19 protein-coding genes, 1 tRNA gene and 1 pseudogene are annotated in these 20,637 nt (G+C 44.5%); 15 read left to right on the top strand and 6 right to left on the bottom strand.

The annotated features are described in order from the left end of the window. Window positions 1-374 precede the first annotated feature (374 nt). A complete protein-coding gene (locus tag H6G17_RS25795) occupies window positions 375-1,355 on the top strand; it encodes a glutathione S-transferase family protein (RefSeq protein ID WP_192161434.1) in 981 nt (326 codons plus the stop codon). Window positions 1,356-1,386: 31 nt separating this feature from the next. Here the strand turns inward: H6G17_RS25795 and H6G17_RS25790 are convergent, their stop codons facing one another. Together H6G17_RS25790 and H6G17_RS25785 are read right to left on the bottom strand one after the other, a co-directional pair. After that, window positions 1,387-2,568, bottom strand: coding sequence for an RtcB family protein (locus H6G17_RS25790; protein WP_192161433.1), 1,182 nt, complete (start codon window positions 2,566-2,568; stop codon window positions 1,387-1,389). Window positions 2,569-2,885: 317 nt separating this feature from the next. Next, complete coding sequence (locus H6G17_RS25785; RefSeq protein ID WP_192161432.1) at window positions 2,886-4,112, bottom strand: MFS transporter; 1,227 nt, start codon at window positions 4,110-4,112, stop codon at window positions 2,886-2,888. A gap of 240 nt (window positions 4,113-4,352) precedes the next feature. Here H6G17_RS25785 and H6G17_RS25780 point away from each other — a divergent pair, with 240 nt between their 5' ends. From H6G17_RS25780 to H6G17_RS25715, 14 genes are all read left to right on the top strand, one after another. Beyond that, a complete protein-coding gene (locus H6G17_RS25780) occupies window positions 4,353-5,555 on the top strand; it encodes an ROK family transcriptional regulator (RefSeq protein WP_192161431.1) in 1,203 nt (400 codons plus the stop codon). A 152-nt stretch (window positions 5,556-5,707) separates the two neighbouring features. Then, on the top strand, window positions 5,708-6,586 hold the full coding sequence (locus tag H6G17_RS25775) for a class I SAM-dependent methyltransferase (protein WP_192161430.1): 879 nt from the start codon (window positions 5,708-5,710) through the stop codon (window positions 6,584-6,586). A 14-nt stretch (window positions 6,587-6,600) separates the two neighbouring features. Further along, on the top strand, window positions 6,601-7,329 hold the full coding sequence (locus tag H6G17_RS25770; protein WP_015155585.1) for an HAD family phosphatase: 729 nt from the start codon (window positions 6,601-6,603) through the stop codon (window positions 7,327-7,329). Window positions 7,330-7,386: 57 nt separating this feature from the next. Further along, window positions 7,387-7,459, top strand: a tRNA-Ala gene (locus H6G17_RS25765). A gap of 82 nt (window positions 7,460-7,541) precedes the next feature. After that, entirely contained in the window at window positions 7,542-8,648 is a 1,107-nt protein-coding gene (locus tag H6G17_RS25760; RefSeq protein WP_192161429.1) for a site-specific integrase, read from the top strand. A 41-nt stretch (window positions 8,649-8,689) separates the two neighbouring features. Beyond that, on the top strand, window positions 8,690-9,010 hold the full coding sequence (locus H6G17_RS25755; RefSeq protein WP_192161428.1) for a hypothetical protein: 321 nt from the start codon (window positions 8,690-8,692) through the stop codon (window positions 9,008-9,010). Between the two features lie 340 nt (window positions 9,011-9,350). Further along, window positions 9,351-9,509 carry a ribbon-helix-helix protein, CopG family gene (locus H6G17_RS25750; RefSeq protein ID WP_192161427.1) on the top strand — a complete coding sequence of 53 codons (159 nt, stop codon included), beginning with the start codon at window positions 9,351-9,353 and terminating at the stop codon, window positions 9,507-9,509. A 188-nt stretch (window positions 9,510-9,697) separates the two neighbouring features. Beyond that, window positions 9,698-11,356, top strand: coding sequence for an AAA family ATPase (locus H6G17_RS25745; RefSeq protein ID WP_192161426.1), 1,659 nt, complete (start codon window positions 9,698-9,700; stop codon window positions 11,354-11,356). Window positions 11,357-11,420: 64 nt separating this feature from the next. Continuing rightward, a complete protein-coding gene (locus H6G17_RS25740; protein WP_192161425.1) occupies window positions 11,421-11,873 on the top strand; it encodes a hypothetical protein in 453 nt (150 codons plus the stop codon). Between the two features lie 213 nt (window positions 11,874-12,086). Further along, window positions 12,087-12,467 carry a hypothetical protein gene (locus H6G17_RS25735; RefSeq protein WP_192161424.1) on the top strand — a complete coding sequence of 127 codons (381 nt, stop codon included), beginning with the start codon at window positions 12,087-12,089 and terminating at the stop codon, window positions 12,465-12,467. Between the two features lie 1,104 nt (window positions 12,468-13,571). Next, window positions 13,572-13,859, top strand: a complete 288-nt coding sequence (locus H6G17_RS25730) for a hypothetical protein (RefSeq protein ID WP_192161423.1) — start codon at window positions 13,572-13,574, stop codon at window positions 13,857-13,859. A gap of 13 nt (window positions 13,860-13,872) precedes the next feature. Continuing rightward, the gene (locus tag H6G17_RS25725) at window positions 13,873-14,145 is read left to right on the top strand and encodes a hypothetical protein (RefSeq protein ID WP_192161422.1); all 273 of its coding nucleotides are present in this window, start codon (window positions 13,873-13,875) and stop codon (window positions 14,143-14,145) included. A gap of 3 nt (window positions 14,146-14,148) precedes the next feature. Then, a complete protein-coding gene (locus H6G17_RS25720) occupies window positions 14,149-14,718 on the top strand; it encodes a hypothetical protein (RefSeq protein WP_192161421.1) in 570 nt (189 codons plus the stop codon). Between the two features lie 3 nt (window positions 14,719-14,721). Continuing rightward, the gene (locus H6G17_RS25715) at window positions 14,722-15,768 is read left to right on the top strand and encodes a hypothetical protein (RefSeq protein WP_192161420.1); all 1,047 of its coding nucleotides are present in this window, start codon (window positions 14,722-14,724) and stop codon (window positions 15,766-15,768) included. A gap of 123 nt (window positions 15,769-15,891) precedes the next feature. On the opposite strand, the gene H6G17_RS25710 is transcribed toward H6G17_RS25715, so the two are convergent. The 4 genes and pseudogenes from H6G17_RS25710 to H6G17_RS25695 all read right to left on the bottom strand — a co-directional run. Beyond that, on the bottom strand, window positions 15,892-16,173 hold the full coding sequence (locus tag H6G17_RS25710; protein ID WP_192161419.1) for a hypothetical protein: 282 nt from the start codon (window positions 16,171-16,173) through the stop codon (window positions 15,892-15,894). Next, window positions 16,170-16,430 (bottom strand): hypothetical protein, encoded by a 261-nt coding sequence (locus tag H6G17_RS25705; protein ID WP_192161418.1) that lies wholly within the window; start codon window positions 16,428-16,430, stop codon window positions 16,170-16,172. The genes H6G17_RS25710 and H6G17_RS25705 overlap by 4 nt, the downstream gene beginning before the upstream one ends. A 67-nt stretch (window positions 16,431-16,497) precedes the next feature. Then, entirely contained in the window at window positions 16,498-19,677 is a 3,180-nt protein-coding gene (locus tag H6G17_RS25700; RefSeq protein ID WP_192161417.1) for a hypothetical protein, read from the bottom strand. Window positions 19,678-19,688: 11 nt separating this feature from the next. After that, window positions 19,689-20,637, bottom strand: a pseudogene (locus H6G17_RS25695) (hypothetical protein); the annotation flags it as partial.

The following is a 20,637-nucleotide window of genomic DNA, read 5'->3' as shown; positions in this document are numbered from 1 at the left end:
CGTACAGTTGTCCGCGATCGGTTATCAGTGGTTGCTGATGCAGATAAATTTACTTTTTGTTACATCTTAGGACATTCTGCTTCTGAGTGAAAGTGAAAATCAACTCCTGATTTGGTTAGAAGGTGAATAGCGATCGTAATTTGAACATTTAGGTGGGGATTGCCTACCCTACACTTGAATTTCTACTTTGCTTCACTTCAATCTCAATGTTTATACCATAAGATAGATGCATTTTTATGCCTTGATAGTTATTGAAAAATAAAAGAAGACTTTTGACTTTTGCCTTTTAATTTTTGACTTCACTTTATTGGTTTAGCATGTATGAAGAGCGAACTTAGAAACTCACAAATACAAATTCGCAAGAGGTGCGATCGATGGGTTTAGGTATTCTAGCTGACGGTAAATGGATTTCCGAACGAGAACAAGAAGATAACCAAGGGAAATTTATCCGCCCTTCTACTACCTTTCGCAATAAAATTACTGCTGATGGTTCGAGTGGTTTTAAAGCAGAAGCAGGACGCTATCACTTATATATTTCTTGGGCTTGTCCTTGGGCGCATCGAACGGCAATTATGCGTCGTCTGAAGGGACTAGAAGATGCAATTGGATTATCTGTAGTAGCAGCAGAGATTGACCAAAATAGTTGGGAGTTTAGCAGCGAACCTGGAGCGATTCCCGATACTATTAACGGGACGCAATATCTTTGGCAACTTTATCTAAAAGCTGAACCAAATTATAGCGGACGGGTAACTGTTCCCGTGTTGTGGGATAAGCAAACTCAGTCAATTGTAAATAATGAATCTCGCGAAATTATTCGCATGTTTGATACTGAGTTTGATGGCATTGCCAGCAAAAATATTAACTTTTATCCTGAAGGTTTGCAAGCACAAATAGACAAAACTATCGATGAGATTTACCAGCCAATTAATAATGGTGTCTACCGAGCCGGATTTGCCACTCAACAAGTGGCTTATGAAGAGGCTGTAACGGAGTTATTTGAGGCTTTAGACCGTTGGGAAAATGTTTTAGCTAAACAACGTTATTTATGTGGCGATCGCATTACCGAAGCCGATTGGTGTATGTTTACAACTTTACTGCGTTTCGATGTTGTTTATTACGTCCATTTCAAATGCAACTTACGCCGGATTGTAGATTATCCTAACTTGTGGAACTACTTAAAAGACTTGTACCAACAACCAGGAGTGAAAGAAACTTGCAACTTAGATCATATTAAAAGACATTACTATCGGAGCCATCCCAAAGTTAATCCCACTCGCATCGTGCCTAAAGGACCAATAATTGACTTTGACTCGCCCCACAATCGTAGTGAAGTAGGTGTTGCAGTTTCAGTTTAAGAAATGTAAGGTGGGCATTGCCCGCCCTACTTTATCCTTTGACGCAAACAACTTGCTTCAAGGTTGCCACAATTTCGACCAGATCTGACTGATTATTCATCACCTCATCGATTGGCTTGTATGCCCCTGGAATTTCGTCTAAGACACCTGTGTCTTTGCGACATTCTACACCCTTAGTTTGCTCGATCAAATCGTTAAGTGTATAGACATTTTTTGCCTTATTACGAGACATCAAACGCCCCGCACCGTGGCTGCAAGAACAATAACTTTCAGCATGACCTTTACCTCTGACAATAAATGATTTCGCACCCATTGAACCAGGGATAATGCCATAGTCTTCAGTCCGCGCCCTGACTGCACCCTTACGAGTGACGTAAACATCTTCGCCAAAATGCACTTCCTTTTCGGCATAGTTGTGATGGCAATTCACCTCTAACAGAGGTTTGAACGGCTTACCACCAGCTACATGTTTTTCCACGACTCGCTTAAAGCGTGCCATCATCACGTCACGATTGACACGGGCATAGTTTTGCGCCCACTGCAAGTCTCGCCAATATGCAGCAAACTCTGGCGTACCAGAAACAAAGTAAGCTAAGTCAGGATCGGGTAAGCGATCGCCTGCTAATTTTGCTAGTTCTTTGGCAGTATTAATATGGCACTGTGCCAACTTGTTGCCGATATTTCGAGAACCAGAATGCAACATCAACCAAACTCGATCTTCAGTATCGAGACAAACTTCTAAGAAGTGGTTGCCACCGCCAAGAGAACCCATTTGTTTCATGGCTTTTCCTTGCAAGTCTTGCACCCCGCGATGTAGATCTTTAAAATCATTCCAACGTTGCCAGTTTGTGACAGATTTTTCCACATCTTGATTTTCGTTAAAACCGACTGGAATTGATGCTTCAATATCTAAACGGATTTTTTTCAACTTGCCTTCTAATTGTTCGGCATGATATGGAGTTTGAATGGCAGCCATGCCACAACCAATATCTACTCCCACAGCCGCAGGCAAAATTGCATCTTTAGTTGCTACAACTGAGCCGACTAAAGCACCTTTACCTAAGTGGACATCGGGCATCAATGCGACATGTTTAAATACAAATGGTAGCGATGCCACGTTTTTCGCCATTTGGGTTTCTTCATGTCCTAAAGCATGATTTGCCCAAGAAAGTACGGGCGCTGATGTATTAATTTCTAGTTTTTCGTATGGCATATTTTTAGTTAAAAATTAAGGAAAAATAACTGATACATTACCCAGGGCGCACGGCTGTGCGCCCCTACAAAATCCCTGGGTTTTTGATTCCCAGATTGACTATCTCTACAGGGGAGAATACTAACTTAGCTTATGCAAGTTCATTCTAAATGATACATTGTACTACATAAAATACAATAAGACAATCCTGACGAATATGGCTGGGAGGGCGGGTTTGTTAAATCACCTTGTCAAACTTTTGCTGTATGAATATGGGTGTAAGGGCGGGTTGATTGAACCGCTTCGTTGTTAGCAGAGATTTTGGGTAAAACCCGCCCCTACATCGATCGCTGCTCCCTGCTCCCCGTTCCTACTAACCATCGATGTACAATTACCATCACTAGGGCTAGAGGCATCATTAAAACAGGAATAATTTCCAAACTAGTACGAGAGGCGATCCAACCGACGGCACTGGGCAAACTGGCTGCACCTAAACTAGCGACACTCGACACGAAACCGATCGCGGCTGGGACTAATGCAGGAGATATCCTCTGTGGTAATAAGGCAATTGTTGCTGGATAGATTGCCGCAAACCCGAAACCAATCAACGGTAAGCTCAAATACAGGTTTGGTACTAGCCACCAAGCCAGTAAACCAATACTCAGCAGCACCAGAGAAATATCCAAAGTGCGGACTGCACCGAGTCGCCGCATGAAATATCCCAAACTCAAACGCCCAATTGTCACCCCCAGCCAGTAAGCGCTAATGCTGTATCCGGCAACTATTGGCGGGATACCGCGACTGAGATTTTGCACCGAGTAAGCCCAGTTACCTACACAAACCTCTGCACCCACGTAAACCATCAATAGTAAACCCGTCAGTAGGACAGCAGGTGTCTGTAAAGCAATGCGGAGATTAGCCTTAGCACTAGTCCCAGAAGCCTTTATTTTCTGCGTCATCGGTCGATAATTTTGGACGATCGCTATAGCCACCGCCACCACCAACAGCCCTACCACTCCTGCAAATACCAAATAGATCGATCGCCAATTCAACCCAAAAGCTAGTAGCGAAGTGGCGATCGTGGGACCTAACAATGCACCAACACCATAAAAAGCGTGTAACATTCCCACCAGATGGTTAGTCCGCTGGTTATCCACAATAAAAGTATTAATTCCAGCATCAATCAGGGCAATTCCCAGTCCCAAAAGCACGCCAGCCGCAACCATCACCCACCAAAACGGATTCAGCGCATAGATTATCAGCGCCCCCATCAGCAACATTGCCGCTACTAAAAGCATCCGTGCCAACCCCAAACGGCTGCTAATCAGACTACTAGAGAACGCTGCCACAACATAACCACCCGTCTGACTGATAAACAGCAGCGTTACAGTTGCCGGATTTAAATTATATGCAGCCAAAATCGAAGGCAACAAAACCCCCAATCCCGCCTCTGCTACCGCGATCGCCACAAAAGCATAAAAGGCGATCGCTACCCCAAACCAAACCGCCTCTTTCCCAAAATGCGATCGCTTCACACTTTCCCGTAATCCTTGCCTCTTACCCATAACTCTTCCTTATTCTTCGCGTCTTTGCGTCTTGGCGCGACAAAAACTATTCCGCACCTACGCTAATGTCCTTCTACAGCCACGTTGGAATCGACAAGTACACCATTGAGGTCAAATAGGACTGTCTCACAGTCGAAGCTTTTCATCTCTTCTTCTCCGTTCTCGTAAAGACGTTACATATAACGTTTCTATAATGCTAATTTGTTTGTTAGAAAAACAAACTTACTAAAGATTAGAAAAATGACCGCAGATCGACATTCACCATCGATCGCCACCAATACAACACTGTTAAAACAAATCAACTACGCCCGCATTTTGGAACTTCTTAGATGTCGTGCGCCAATGACTCGGGCTGAGATTGCCCGTTCCACAGGACTGACGCGATCGACTGTTACCGTAATTACAGCCGAATTAATCTCACAGGGCTTAATTCGAGAAAGCGGTGAAATTATCGCGCCTACTGGAGGGGGAAGACCAGGAGTCGGACTGAGTTTAAATCCTAATGGGGCATTTTTTATCGGTGCGGCGATCGAGTACGAACAGCTAACGGTAGTGCAGTTGAATTTAGCTGCCCAAGTTGTCAACCGCATTCAAGCACCACTAATAGGTAGTCGAGAACCAGAAATTGTCCTCAGCCAACTCGGACAATTAATTGGGCAAGTGCAGCAGTCCGATCCGACCAAACAAGAGCGATCGCGAGGAATTGGGCTAGCCATCCAAGCAACCATGAACTTAGCAGGTGTGGTCATCTACTCCCCATTTTTGCAGTGGGTAGGTGTCGATCTACGCCGCTACCTTCAGCCTCACATTCAGCTACCTTTATTTGTAGATAATGATGCGAACGCCGCCGCTTTAGCAGAGGTGTATCTAGGTAGTGCCATGCAGTGTCATAGTTTGCTCTATCTATTAATTAATAAGGGAATTGGGGCGGGAATCGTGTTAAACAATCGCATCTTTCGCGGCGCTTACGGCACTGCGGGGGAAGTCGGGGCAATCTTACCAATGCCGACTGGCTGTGGAGATTTAGGCACATTTGTTGGAAGAGAGGCATTGCTACAAAACTATCGCCAGCGGGGAGGACAAGCAGGAGAACTTAGCGATTTAGTCGCACATTTCCACCAAGACGAACCCCTCGCCCGCGCGGTTGTGTCTGAATGGGTGCAGATATTAGGCTGGGGATTAATTAACTTAGCAAATATTCTCAATCCCGAACGAATCGCGATCGGCGGACCGCTTGCTATATTGGTTCCTCACGTTAAAGAGGAATTGGATTCGATGTTGCGAGACTGCGTACCTGGTAATGGTGGTGGTGGATTCTTCAGCGATCCGAAAGCCCGTTTTGACGTATCAGTTTTTGGCGAAGATGCCGCAGCAATTGGCGGGGCTGTACTTGCCTATCAGTCGCTCTTTCAAGTTCCTGATTTAGTTTTGTTAGCTGGATAAGTTAAGTCAAAAGCGAGTGGCTAATGGTTAGTGGCTGGTGGCTAGATTCTTATTTCTAGTCACTGGTCACTAGCCACTGACAATTGCAAGAATGTATTAAAATTTGTAAATAGAAATAGCAAGTCGCGATCGTCCCTTAGCGAGGCATACTTATGGCAGCGCGTCAAGATACAATTTGGGAACAGTTCTTAGCGCCTGTCGTGCGTTTATTTATTGACGAAGAGGAGTTAAGGCAATACGCCCGTAGTATAGACTGGGAGAAAGAAAGCGATCGCTTTCGCCGTCCAGAGGTCAAGGTTCCCGTATACTACAGCAGTCAAAATTTTCACGGAATTAAGGGCGGATATCTTAATTCTGGTGCAGCTGTTTCTTACGACCCAATTACTCAATACGTCCTGTTACCTAATGAAACTTTAGTCCGTCAAGGATTGCTAGAACGTATTCGCGTTAAGCCAAGCAGAATTATAGATTTAGGCTGCGGTACTGGTTCCACGACGCTGATGTTAAAACAGGCTTTTCCCCAAGCAGAAGTTATCGGCTTAGATTTATCGCCATACATGCTAGTCAGGGCAGAAGACAAAGCCAAAACCGCAGGATTAGCGATTAAGTGGCTGCATGGAAATGCTGAAGAGACAAAACTACCAGCTGCCAGTTTCGATCTGGTGACAATCTCCTTGTTATTTCACGAAACACCAGCAGAGGTGACTCAAGCGATCTTGCAGGAAAGCTTTCGATTGCTGAAAGCAGGCGGCGAGGCGATCGTTTTGGATGGCAATCAGCAGACTTTACGCCATCTCGATTGGTTGAATAATGTGTTTGAGGAACCATACATTCGAGAATTTGCGCAGGGAAATTTGGATGTCTGGATGGGTAAAGTAGGCTTTGCAGCAGTGCAGACTGATGATGTGTGGTTAGTTAATCAAGTAACTCGTGGAATTAAGCCTTTGATGCAGGAGACAGGAGACAGGAGACAGGAGACAGAAGAAGATATGGTAATAACAGAGGAATGGATTCCGGCTCCTGGGTATTAAGGTAATAATATAATATGGCGTTAAAGGCAGTTCTATTTGATTTTAATGGCGTTATTATTAATGATGAACCGATTCATAAACAACTGATCGAACAGTTATTAGTTGAAGAAAATTTACGCCCAATTCCTGGTGAGTTTGAAGAAGTTTGTCTAGGGAGAAGCGATCGCGTTTGTTTAGCTGAATTGCTCAAACGTCGAGGTCGATTTGTGAGCGAGACATATTTACTCCAATTAATGCAGCGCAAGGCGCAGGCATACCAGCAAGAATTAGAAAAAATTCCTAACTTACCTACGTATCCAGGTTTAGAAGATTTGGTTTTTCAAGCCCGTAGCCAACAATTAAAGTTAGCTGTAGTTAGTGGTGCAATGCGGTCGGAAATTGAATTAGTTTTGCAGCGTTTGAATTTGACCCAATACTTTTCTGTATTAGTTGCTGGCGATGATATTACTACCAGTAAACCAGAACCAGATGGCTATTTGTTGGCAGTAGAACGCCTCAACCAACTCTATCCCGAACTTCGGTTGCAGCCAAGAGAGTGTATTGCGATCGAAGATACTCCAGCAGGAATCCAAGCAGCGAAGACAGCAAAAATTCCGGTTGTTGGAGTTGCAAATACCTATCCATTTCACATGATGCAACGTCAAGCAAACTGGGCTGTAGATTACCTCAACCAGTTAGATTTGGAATGGGTGCAACAAGTACTTTCCAAAGCAAACTCACAAGCCACCGTCGCTGAATGTTAAAATACCAAGTGGCATATAGGAATTTGAGACTAGCAGTCCAAAATCTAAAATCAGTACGGGGAATTAGCTCAGTTGGTAGAGCGCTGCGATCGCACCGCAGAGGTCAGGGGTTCGAGTCTCCTATTCTCCATCGCCTAAAACCCTTTCTAGGAGGTACGATAGTACCTCTATTTTTGTGATTGCGATGCGATACACCTAGTTTGAGTATCGCAATGAGTATCAAGAAGAAAGCTTCAAAAGGCACTGTTTCAGTTGAAAGTTTTCGGGGTAGGTTAAGGCTGAGGTTTAGAATTGACGGCATTCAAAAAACGTTAGCAGTTAACCTAGATGACACTAAAGAAAATCGCATTAGAGCTTCACTAATAGCCCGTCAAATCGAATTAGACCTACTGGGTGGTACGTTTGACCACACGCTAGAGAAGTATCGTCCTAGCCCTCAAAAACCACCGCTAATCCAAAACATCACAGTAGCTACCCTATTTGAGCAATTTATCGATAGCAAAGTAGAGGATGTGTCAGCTAGTACGTTGAGCAAGTACAAGTCTACGCTGGGACACATCAAAGAACACGCCATAGGTAACAAGTTAGTGCCTACTATCGGTGTCGATGCAGCCAAGGAATTTGCATCATTCCTGAAACCCAAGTTGTCAGAGCGAGTGTACAAGGAAAGACTGGGCTTGCTAGCTGCGTGTTGGAGTTGGACGAAGCAACCGGATAACCCTTGGAAAGTCATTCAAGGTAGGGTTAGAGTTGCTCCCAGACGCAGACCAGCACCATTTACTAAGAGTGAGGTTAGAGCGATTATCCAAGCCTTCAAAGAAAACAGGTACTACCATCACTATGCCCCTTATGTAGAATTCTTATTTCTAAGTGGTGTTAGGACTGGCGAGGCTAGAGCATTGAGGTGGGGCAGTGTTGGAAGTAACACCATATGGATAGGCGAGTCAATCTCGAAGGGTAAGCGTGGGACTACCAAGACTAACCGAGATAGACACATACCCATCAACCACAAGTTACGCAAGCTACTCAACGGCATTAAGCCTAGAGATGCTAGACCCGATGATTTGGTGTTCCCTAGCCCCACTGGTAAGCCGATTGACGAGCATAACTTTGCTATGAGGGCATGGAAGAAGATACTAGGTAAATTAGGCATTCCATACCGAAGACCTTACCTAACTCGCGCTACATTCATTTCTCACGCTTTAGAATCCGGCATGAGTCCGGTTACGGTAGCAGCTATCACAGGACATGACGTAAGAGTGCTTTACGATTTCTACGTAGGGCTAGTCAAAGACGTACACATCCCTGACTTGTATTAGTACTACTGTGGTGTGTTGGATAGGGTGCAAGTGCCTGTAGTGTGACATATGGACTAGGCATCAAACCTATACCAGCACAGGAGTCTAGCGGTTCTATTAGTCTCAACGTGAGACAAGTAGAATTACCTCAAACCCAGACACAGCAAGGCGTTGAAGCTCTAGAGAAATTATTAGAGCAGACACCAACACCGACACCAGATGTACATCCAATTGAAGTGAAAGGTATGGGTAGACCAGCCGAGTTGTCTGACCAACATAAGATGAAACTGTTGTGGTTGCAGCGTCATTTCAATCTGAAGACTCAGAAGGCAGTACATGAAAAGTTAGTGGATGATGCTTACGTCCGCTATCACGATAGGTAACAGGATGTGTAAGGACTCTTGGCTTAGCTAGGAGTCCCGCTCTCCGAGACGTTGCACTTATAATTTTCTGGAGGCTGGTATGAATGGGCATAACACAATACAGATAGCGTGTAGGCGCTGTAAGCATGACGAAGTACCAGACGCCTATGTCAAGGCTATGGAGGAGGTAGATGTTAAGGAAAATAAAGGTAATGTCCAAGGGTCTGGACATAGCTCAGAACCCAAGCAGGACAAGGAAACGGGGTCGTACAGTAAGTTAGGTGGTGGTATGGATATAGTGACTCCATTTTAGAGTTATTTATGCTATGATAGTAGTACAAGAAAACCAAGGAGGTAAAACTTGGCTACTGACAAGAAGAAATTATCAGTTTACGTCGATGAAAGCCTGAGAAAAGAGATAGAAACACTAGCCAAAGTAGAGAGTCGTTCTATCAGTAACTTATTCGAGGCACTAGCTCAGGAAGCAATTAGAAAAGCCCGAAAAGAAGGAAGAATGTAGGGCTAAAAAAATAGACGTACCCAAGCTACAAGTACGTCATAATAATTACACCAAGCGTTAGTTAGGAGAATTGACCGTATGACACACAAGATACAAAGGAAGAACGGGAAATGTCAGTCCATTCAAGTTCAAACTCTTCTACTTCTAACTACACACAATCCAATTCCACTTATTCAAATTCTAACAGTATGAAGACAATCGGTAGAAGCTTGGCTCAATACAGAACACAACCAAAGGTAGAAGAAGATAACTGGATTTTTCACGGTCAATTGAAACGTAATAGCCTGATGTTGCTAGCAGGTGGAGCGAAGGTAGGTAAAACATGCTTGTACGTTGACACAATCTACTATGGCTTAACCGGAGAAAGCAACGACTTAATCAAGCCAAGCAAGCCATTAAAGATACTTCTATGGGCATCCGATGAGAGTAGAGGAGAGACAGAAGACAAGTTTAGGCTCCGTGGTATCTACGACTTACCAGACGAGGCTTTAAGCCGCTTGTATTGGGTGCAGAAAGAAGACGATGTTAGGTTCCACAACATAGAGTGTGTAGAGAGAATTCTCTTAGAAGCACAGAAGCAAGGAGAGCCATTCGACTACGTAATTGCAGACTGCTTGGGAACGATGCTGGTAGGAACGGGAGTAGACGAAAATCATCCCGATTCCGGTAACGTGTATGTCAATGCGTTGCACAAATTTTCTACACGATTCCATGTAGGGACTTTGCTGGTCCATCACACCAATAAGAAGAAAGAGACGTATGGAGCCGATAAGATATCTGGACACCACTCCATCACTACCAACTTATCGGGATGGATGAAGCTAGACTCAGCCAACGTCAAGGATGAAACCTGTGTCGAGCGCATTCTTTCACTTGGAGGGTGTAGAGGAATAAGCGCATTTCAGTACAAGCTTACGCTCAACCCAGATATCGAATGGCTTAACACTGCCTGCTTTGAATACGAAGGAGAAGTAGGAACAGACACCGATAGCCGTAAGCTAGCCGATGATATTCTTCAGCTTCTACAGCAGCATTCTGGAATACCGTTATCTGTTAACACCATCCAATCTCAGGTAGGTGGAAAATACTTCACTATCACTAAAACTCTATCCAGAATGGTCCAGAAGGGAACGATTAACCGAGATAAAAACACAGCATCGCCTGCCAAACACCATAAACGTAACTGGCTATTCTGGGAAGGCTATCTTCTGGACAACACACTACTCTATCAAGAGGACAACTTTAATATAGGGGGGGAGGGAGTTATTAATAAAAATAGCTACAACCCTTATATATCAGTATCTCCAACAACTGGACAAGTATCAGAGAGTTGTCCAGTAGATAAATCTTGTCCAGATGATGGTGTAGAAGAAACAACGGAAAATCAAGGGTTCCAACAACTGGACAATCCCCCTCCCCCTTTAGAAGTTTGTCCAGTAGATAACGCTGAGGATGTGTCAGAAGATGAAGACGACGATTACAAAATAGAAAAACCTACAGAGATTGGTCAGATGTGTACTCTGCATCCTAGAGCAGCGAATGACCTGGAGGATTACATTAAAGAAGCAATGGTACTGGTAGGTGTAGATGAGGAAGAGGAGAATATAGGTTTCTTCGTTACACTCGGCTGTTACAGAAGAAGTAAAGACAAGTTGAACTTTGACTTTCCTCTCAAGTGGTACACCAATGATTTCATTAGTATCAACGACCCAAAAGATATCGAGATTGCATATTCCAAGGCGGAACAGCAGAGAAAAAATAAGTCGAAGAAGGTTCTACTAGGTATGTCTAGTGACTATAAGCCACCTACTGACGAACCAGTGAGAATGAAGAGACGCTTGACGTAAGTTAATCGATGGGATGTGTCTCCGATGCATCCCTACACCCCACTACAGAGGCTAAGAGAGGACTATGAAAGACCCCACACCCCATCTCAAGTTAAGACCACAGACAGAGTTAGAAATAGCTGCATTCGATAAGTTCTACGACTACATAGGGATACACGACTCATATCTAGCAGCATTGATAGGAGCCGTGATTTACTGCGGTAAATGGCAGTATTCCGACTACGGACTAGGACGAGGAACAGATTTTGTTATCCTGTGTCCCAATGAGGAAGTAGCCAAGGGACTGCTGGACGGTGACAGTCCCTATGACTTGTGGTTCTACATGCAGCAATTTTGGAATGTGTCTGAGATTGTTATCCTGACTGCAAAAGACACACCATATCCTAAATGGCTCAAGGACAAGTTCATCAGTGATAGATATTCCTTGATGCAGATTGGAAATGATAAGGTACAAGTCTATAGATACCCTAGCTCTGATACGTGGATGAGGATGGAGAGAGTAGGGAAGATGGAGTAATATGACCACCTTCAAATCCTGACTAGACAGAGGTTTCAGCCATTCAGGAGCCTTGTTTGTGACCACTCGCCTAAAAGAGGCGGGTGATTTCTGTAGCATACATTTAGTATTCAATAAGTCTGTATGTAAAGATACTTATTTAAAGCCATCCAGAAAATAACTGACACATTAGAATTCAAAATATAAATTCTTTTTTTAAAAGGCTGGTGCGATATGGTACAAACACAAGATAACTTGGGAGCTGAATCTGTTGAGCTAGTAATTAATGCGGGTGGTCCAATTACAGAACCTACTACTACCGAGGTTCAGCTCTTTAAAGTTTTAATAAAGAATAGGTCTGGTTTAAAGGTCTTAGCGGGTGGAAAGTTCGGTGCTACTAACCAAGACACAAATGAACTATATGAGGCTACATTACCTGAAATTCCAAACGGGCAAGATTGGAATGGTAGCTATAATTTTCAAACGGGTTTGCCTGATAAATGGCTTTTTAGCGCGAAATCGGAAGACCCTGATTTTAGCTGGATGGGTTTAGGTATTCGTCAAAGACCACAAGTTTTCTCATCAGTAGAACTAACATTGGTAAACGAACACTAGCTAATGTTGCATCTATTGGGTTGGAGAATTCCTTATTAAATTATGAGTTGCTATCTTTACACGTTCTTAGGTAAACGTGTGTAGCACATTCAATCCTTTAGTTTATATAGGCTCCAGCTATTCTGGAGCCTTATTTTGTAGCACCTGACGTATTTTGGCTTAAGTATTTCTATTCTGTGCCAGTTGAGAAAGTGTCACACTACCTCTTGACACGCTAGAGTTGATGCTGATTATCTATAGATATCTAAGAGAATGGCGCGGACAAGACATTCCGTACCAACCGAAGCGAAGCGAAGGGCGGAGTAACACAAGATACACGCAGATAATCATTGATACTTTCCTTGATAGTCGTGTTGATTCGCTTGACTCTCAACACTCCTTTCTCTTACACGAATGAGCGAACAGCAAGCGGAGTCAAGCAGTGATTACCGCAGCCGCACCCCAGCGGCGGAGGGGGCAGTGGACGGAGCGTAAAGCTGGAGTGAATTCGAGATAATCAAAGATTTAAATCGATTATCACGCAAATCAAAGCTTTTTTACACAACTCAGTATTAAATGTGTATCGGCTCAGCTTCGCTCTTTAATCGCTCAGCTTTCGCCTGAAGAATACATCTGAGATGTGTCTCATAGCACAAATTTCCTTGGTCCAATGCAAATAGGACTTAGATAATCATTCCCCCCCCGTATAGGCATTGATAATTCTCCACGATAAATCTTATCCTTGCTGTGTATAGCTTCCAGACATCATGGTTACTCAAACATCCATTATCGTAACCTTGTATGCAGTATACAGATGTGTGTAAAGAGCTGTAATGTATAGAGTATTATCTATGGTTGCATAGGATAATCATGGCGATAATCACTACAATCCAAGCAAATATGAGAAGATTATGAGAGTACTATATGCAACTAATTGCATAATACTTCATCCTCATACCTTGAGTCGTGTGAATCATTTCCAGCATTATTTCAGCTAGAATATGAATAGCCATTCAATAGCCAATTAATAACCATAGCTGTGTAATGCCTAAAGAGTTCAGTGTCGATACCAAAACATCGCTTAGGATTAATGCTTCTCCTGAGTTCCGCAAGCTATTGGCGTATGTGGTTAAGCAAGAAGGCTTTGACTCAGTAGCAGAATTCATCAAGCATCTAATCGCTGACTACGCATACACATATCACGGTATTACCGTGCAAGACTTTGAACAGTTCAGCGTACAAGATATCGAATCAATGCAGAAGCGATTGACGCTGGAGATTGACAAGCGTACCAGAGCAGAGAAACGACTTAAGGCACAAAGTGAAACACAGAAGGATGTGTATCGGCAGGTTAGGGACATTCTCAGAAGCTATGGCATGAGAGAAGACATCATCAACCAAATACTCAAATAGTGAGGTGTAACCAATGACCAAGAAGCAAAACATACCCAAGCAGACCATTAACGGTAGAGACTTCAACTCTACGCCTATGCCTAAAGACTTGGTATCTCAGGATAATAACCTTACACCTGATGCTAATGGCTTCATCACGATACGAGGTAAGAAATACCATCCTAATCAGCTTCCTCTACACTGGCAGAAGTACTATAACCCAGAAACCATAAGGAATCTAACTGTAGATGGTGGTGTACACATCAACAGCTACGACGCTCCCAGCTCGAAAGGACAGGATGAATGAGCCATGCCTAGAGTCAATATCGGTAGAACTTCTACACCGCTCGAACCTACTAACCCACGACAGAAAAAGAAATTACAGAAACAGATGTTAGATAAGCAGCAACAGGCAATAGAAGGAGACACATCCATTACTACATCCGTCTGTCTGTCAGATAGCTTGCTGCACTATCTAAGAGCATTCGTGGAACAGAACGATACCACCTTCGATGCTGCCGTGTGTGCGGCTCTAGAAGCCTTCCTAGAGCTAACTAAGGGGATAGAAAGACAAGAGCCTTTCAAACCACGTCACGAATGGTACTTGAAGCGAGAGAGAAGGGGCTTTAACTCTCCTTTAACTAACTTCAAATACCCGATGGTAGGTGTCGTTAAGATTCCACGTAAGACTATCCCAATATTCAAACCAAGCATCCAATTCTCGAAGGAACCACATACTTGCACTAACTTCCTCAGCAGCGTAGCACTAGCTCGTAGGTTTGAGGAGTTGTGTAAGAAGCATCAGATTGACATAAATGACGGGGCAGCCCAAGCGTTAGAGATTTACCTATACGAATTCATCAATAAAGGAGAAGCTTAAGTTATGACCAACCAAGAATGGCTACCGCAGAGTGGAGAAGCTGACACCTATGGTAATGCTCCTCTTGAGGATGCGCCACAACAGAATGTAATGCGCGTTACTGAAGACAATATCAGTCGTGTAGTAGATAAGCCTGTTGATGAATCTAATCCGCTCTACGACCACATCAGCAAGTTGAGCGATGAGGAATACGCTCGACAGTCAGACACTATTTATCAACAAGCTTTTCAAAACCACGTATCCAAGCAGGAAGCAGGTATCGAACACCTGGACGATAAGAAAGTCCAGAGACTAGATGCAGTAGTTCAGAACCTAGTGAATAGATACGGTGAGACTTATATCAATTTCTTAGATGATATGTGGCAGTCCGCTACGGCGGATGAGGAGTTTGTTGAGAAATTCCTACCCAATTACTATCAAGAGCAATATCCAGTAGCAGATGAAAACTTTGTAGAATTTTCGAGGTTGAGATATGGAATCTCAGAACGTGAAGTATCGGCGTATCTGGACTATATTGCTGCTCGTCCTGATAAGCAAAGGGAGTTACAAAGTCGTGCAAGCCTACAACGCCAGCAACAACCCCTACAAGCCCAGTACCAGCAGCTACACGATAAACAAAATCTTGAATCACAAGTAGACCCTAACGAATACCAGAGACTCAAGCAGGAGAAGGAATATAGGGAATACGTGTCTCAGGTAGAGCGCAAATTAAAGAGCAATATTTGGCAGGGGATTAGCGCCGATGAATACAACACTCGCATCAGCCAGATGCAAGAAGCATTTCCCTACCTACCTCCTGAAATACAAGCCTTGGAGCATACGCCAGAAGGTATCGACGTAATCTGGAATTATCTAGACAACAAGCGCCAGCAGTTAGGTAAGCCTAAAGCTCCTAACGTGCCTACTTTCGAGCGTAGTAGGGGAGTGTCTTCGACTAATCCCAAGCCCATGTTCACACAATCTCAAATCGATGCAATGGACATGGCAACCTATGAGAAGCACATCGATGAAATCTACTACGCCTATGCCAATGGCTTAGTACAGCGGTAGTGTGTTTAGATACCTTGCACAAATAATTTAGAGCCTCCCAGATTATCTAGGAGGCTTGCTAAGCGGTCTACAATTGAAATAGAAAAGGTTGGACATTGGGTTGGAGGTGTTAGGCGGCTGCTTTTACACCTCTTTTTCATGGTCAATTTTCTTCTTGATTTTCTTTGCTTTATCACACGCAGACAACACGCTTAAGAATGGTGTCTGTGTTTCTTTTTCGATGACTAAAGACCACTCTGCTAGCTTGGTTTCGACGAAGAAATCATCTAAAATTCTTGTCAAATTAAGTCTACTTTGAAATAAGTAATCCTCTAAAAGAGTTACTGACAGCATTCTCTGTTCTGGCGTATCAGCTTCAATTGCTGTCGAGAGGTAAAGTAATGCTTTTGCTCCTCCTGGTATCATGGCTTAACTCCCTGAAGTAGTTGTTTGTGGAGAATAGCTATTTGGTCGGCTAGGTTAACGCTTTGGTTGGGGAGCGAAGGTTTTTCATTTTGAAAATTCTTCGTGTCCTCTTTAGCCATCTCACCAGCTAGCTTGTGGTCGGAGATGATTAACTCGATAGCTAGCGATATTGACTTGAGGTCGTACTCTGCCTGAATACCCTTGACGTAGTTACCTAGTTCCTCGTTTAAATACGTTGCATATTTTTCTCTTCTCATAGTCTTATTTAATGGCTATTGAATGGCTATACATATATACTAGCTTGAAAAAGTGGACTAGACCACATTAGATACAGTGCGTTACATCTGGCTTAGCATCTTCAGCAACTTGTTTCTTGGTTTGTCTTTCAGCCATTTGCAGAGACACAACCTCTTTCTGCTGCTTATCGATTCGAGCGATTTCCGCTAGCTCGTCTTCTGTGTCGGCTAGCCTATGGGCAGCGCGTATCGCATCCTCTTCAGCATCATTTAAGTTCCTTACAGTCTGCTGTACCAAATGGGATTGTAGGCGCGATGAAGCCTCTTTAAGCTGCACCTGAGCAAATGCATCGTCGGGGTATAAGTCGCGGTGTCTGACGGCTACGTTATATCCTTCTGTAGCCTGCTCTATCATCGTGCCTCGTCCTGCTGTAATAGCGTCGTTGATAGCGGTAACGCCACGAGTAGCACCATTATCTAGAATGGCTACTATCGTCCCTCTGTCTTTGTAATTGCCTTTGACCACGATGGAGTCATAGCCCATATTCCTCAAGTCTTGGTTGACTAGACGCTGGAAGGATAACACCTTAGCCTCTGGGAATTCATGCGGGTTAATGTCGCCCACAATCTCATCTAGGGATGTGTAGTAGCGGGATAGCGGCTTACCAGCTATCTTCTGAGTGTATTCCTGAGCCACCTCATCGCCGAAGAAATCTCTAACAGCCGACTTAAACACAGCATCTACCTCTCTAGGAGGTGTCGCCATGCCATCTAGAGGATTGCGTACGCTAGTCGAGACTTCATACACTGACCCTACGTTATCGAATTGGCGATGCGCGGCGGGTAAATTGTCATTGATAAACTTCTTGGCGTGTTCTGACGCTTCCTCTATGTCACTCGTTAGGTAGATAGCAGTACCAAATTCAGAGCGTGAGGCTCCTTCAATAGGGTCTAGCAAGTCTAGCGTTATGTTGAGGTCGCTGACTTTGGAGCCGTGGTAGAGGCGTAAGTTATTTACACCCTCAGCCATCTCTGTAGCTGCCATTGGAGGTGTGCGCTTGAGTTGAATGAGTTCGTCCCCGTCCTGTATGAAATCTCTCGGCTTGGGTATTGGCACTTGCTCTAGTAAAACCTGTCTACCGATGTTTGGTTCGTCGAGCAAGCTATCCATTTGGCTTATCATGATTTCCTGTTCTTCAGAAAACTCACCTCTAAGCTTGGCTTCAATGGCAGAAGCATCGGCATAGTCTTGCTTGGCAACTAAATATTTCTGAGTCGATATCATTCCTTCTGGACTGCTGGCGTGTAGTTCCTTCGGTAATTCCTTCTGTACTTCCCGCAACACCCCAGGCTGTAACACGTCCGGTACATCCGTTTCTTTATCTAGCAGTCGGTCTATGTCGTGTCTTAGCTTGACTTGCTCATCTGGCGATGCCGTCTTGAGTTGGTCTAGCTTCTCCATCACTAGCTTTCTAGATGCTTCCTTGGTAGGTGGAACTGGGTCGGGGATGACTACTGTAGGTGGTTCCTGTGGCAGTAGTTTTGTTTCGTCTAATGGAGGTCCATATTTTGCTATAACACCGTCCAGCTCTGGGTTTTGTGTCATGGCATTGAGCCGAGCAGTAGAGTATGGTGTAGTCCTGGTAGGCGGGACTATACCCACAAACTTACCCATTTGCGTTAGCTGCTCGTTAGAGCGTGGAACCTTATGTAGTATGTCGGGATTGACACGATAGTTAGTAGGGGGATTCGCTATCTTCTCCATCACAGCAGCAGTGTTAGGTACTACCGGAGCTGTAATGTGCGGCTCTACTGTCACCTTGGGTATTGGCTTAGTCGCCATAGGCTGCAACACACCTCCTGGAGTAGGCGTAGTGACGGGCGATACTGCTTTGACTTGTTGCTTCGGTAGATTGGATGCTGGTTTTTGGATAGCTTCGGTAGTTGCTTCCTCTACTGGCTTTGCTTTACTCGCTAGCTTAGCTACGTCACCGACTCCATAATCTACAACAGCGCCAGCAGCCACATCAGCAATAAAGCCTCCCGTAGCTTCAACACCCTGAAGCATCTTCCCGCCAGGTACTTTGATGATAGGTTTACCATCAAAGCCAGCAACGGCGAAGTCTGGAATGTTGATATTTTCGTTACCAGTTATAGCTTTCTTGACTCCCTTGATTGCATTCCACGTCCAAGGCATAGCCATCAATCCCCAAAACACTGACCTATTCTGCAATTCTGTAATAGTCTTGGGTGCTGTCTCTGAGCCGACAAATCCTAGTGGTTTCTCTGGTGTCTTTTCCTGAGAGAAGTCGTAGTTCTTTCCAATGGTGGCTTGTACCGCTGCTGGTGGCTGATTGGATGTAGGCGGCTTGTTACCGCTCACTAGGTTGTATAAGTCCGTCAGTCCTCCCTTAGCTACGTTCTCTCCCAGGTTGAGGGTGTAGAAAAGTCCTCCTAGTATGCCCTTACCCCACTCTCCCCACTGTCCGCCAGTAGAAGACAATACGGGAAACTGAAGGTAATTTCTAGGGTCTAGTGGATTCTTAGCTATTTCTTGAAATCCCATCACAGTACCAGCTATGGGATTGAAAGGTACTTGAGTCCGCTGGTGTCCTACTATATCCCCTGCTTTGAAAGGGTTTCTAGTAGAGTGCATCTGTGGCTTTCTCGACGGCATACCAACCTCTTGCCCTGGTGGAACTTCTGGTAGTTTCTCACCATCAGCAGCAGCTCTAGCAGCGTCATTCTTGTCGCGCAGTAGTCTGTGGTACTGCTCTATATTTTGGTTGTAGGCAGTGAAGCTAGGACGCTCGTACAGCACGGGGAAGTGTTCTTCTCGTAGCACGATACTCTGAGCATCCCTATCCAATTGACTCTGAAAAGCTTGCTGCTCCTTTTGAATCAGTACGTTTGCCTCGGCTCCGTACACGGAATCATTAATATAAATGTCACGGTCAATTGGTGGTGGAGCTGGCTCAGCAGCAGGCATGGTTGGAAGAGTGCCACTGAGTAATCCACCTTCCATCCCATCTCTAGGTACTGTAGGGGGCATTTCCAACCCATAGGATACGTCAGAATCTTGAATGGGTAATAGTAGTTGTTCCTGTAAGCTAGGCTCAGGCTCGTCATAGGAAATGTAAGGAGACGATGCATCTTCTTCAGGAAGCGCAGGCGGGGCTGGTGGTTGGGGTGGAGGTGGTGGAGGAACTTGAATGTTGACATCGTTCCTTGGGTCGTTGCTTCTTCTTAAATCGTCAATTAGTCCCATGATGTTTAACCTTAACCAATGTTTACAATGTCTAACTGTCCAGACACAAACTGCCCTTCATGCGGAATCAGCGAAGAGTTACTCGCTACCAACTGATTGCACACGGTACATCCAGGAGTATATTTTTCGTGTATGACTTTGGCTACACGTCTCGCTCGATTGGAATTGGTGGTAGCGTATTGTCTTCCGGCATGACGACCTAAGCCAAGTTTGTATTCGCCCCAAGTGATATTACCGTCGCTCACTCTATCGGCTCCTTTAGGGTCATTCTCGATTCTTCGCAAGAAGCCATCACCACCCCAGATAGAAGCTAGTACGTGTTCTACGGTTTTTAGTCGTGCCGTACCAAATTTCTGTAGATAAGGCTTTACTACTTTCCTAAGCTGGTCGGCACGAGACATCTTCATAACCTCGTGTCTGGTGTATCCCAAGTCTGATGCTGCTGCGTCTCCTACTTGGATTAACCCAGAGTACCCAACACCGTTATCTGATGTAGGCTCCCACCCCGATTCGTATTGGACGATATCGGCTACCCACTGAGCGGGTATACCTAAATCTGTGGATATCTCAGCTAGCGCTCTCCTAGCTTCTTTATCCCTAGCGAGAACGGCATAGCCGTAGTTGTTACCAGGAGAGTTATCCCTAGCAGCATTGAAGTTATCCTTACCGATTGGCTCATAACTATTTCTGATAGGATTGCCATTGTGGTAAACGTTGTTAACTGGTCTAGCTGGCTGCTTGCCTTGGCGGTCATAAATCTTATCCCCACGAATGTAGAAGCCACCCATCAAAGGCTTAGCATCGGCAGGAATCGGATTGATATTGTTGGGGTGTCCTCCCTCGTAGGGGTTATACGTGACTGGTTCTACTCTAGTTTGTGTTTGACCGGTTTTCCGGTTCCACGACCATTCAGGGACGAGGCAATCAGAAAATTTCGCAACCAGTTGTCGTGGTAGCGAA

It is taken from the genome of Chroococcidiopsis sp. [FACHB-1243] (genome assembly GCF_014696895.1).
GTDB lineage: Bacteria > Cyanobacteriota > Cyanobacteriia > Cyanobacteriales > Chroococcidiopsidaceae > Chroococcidiopsis.
Note: the sequence above shows the minus strand (reverse complement) of the source record. Positions and strands in the feature narration are given on the sequence as shown.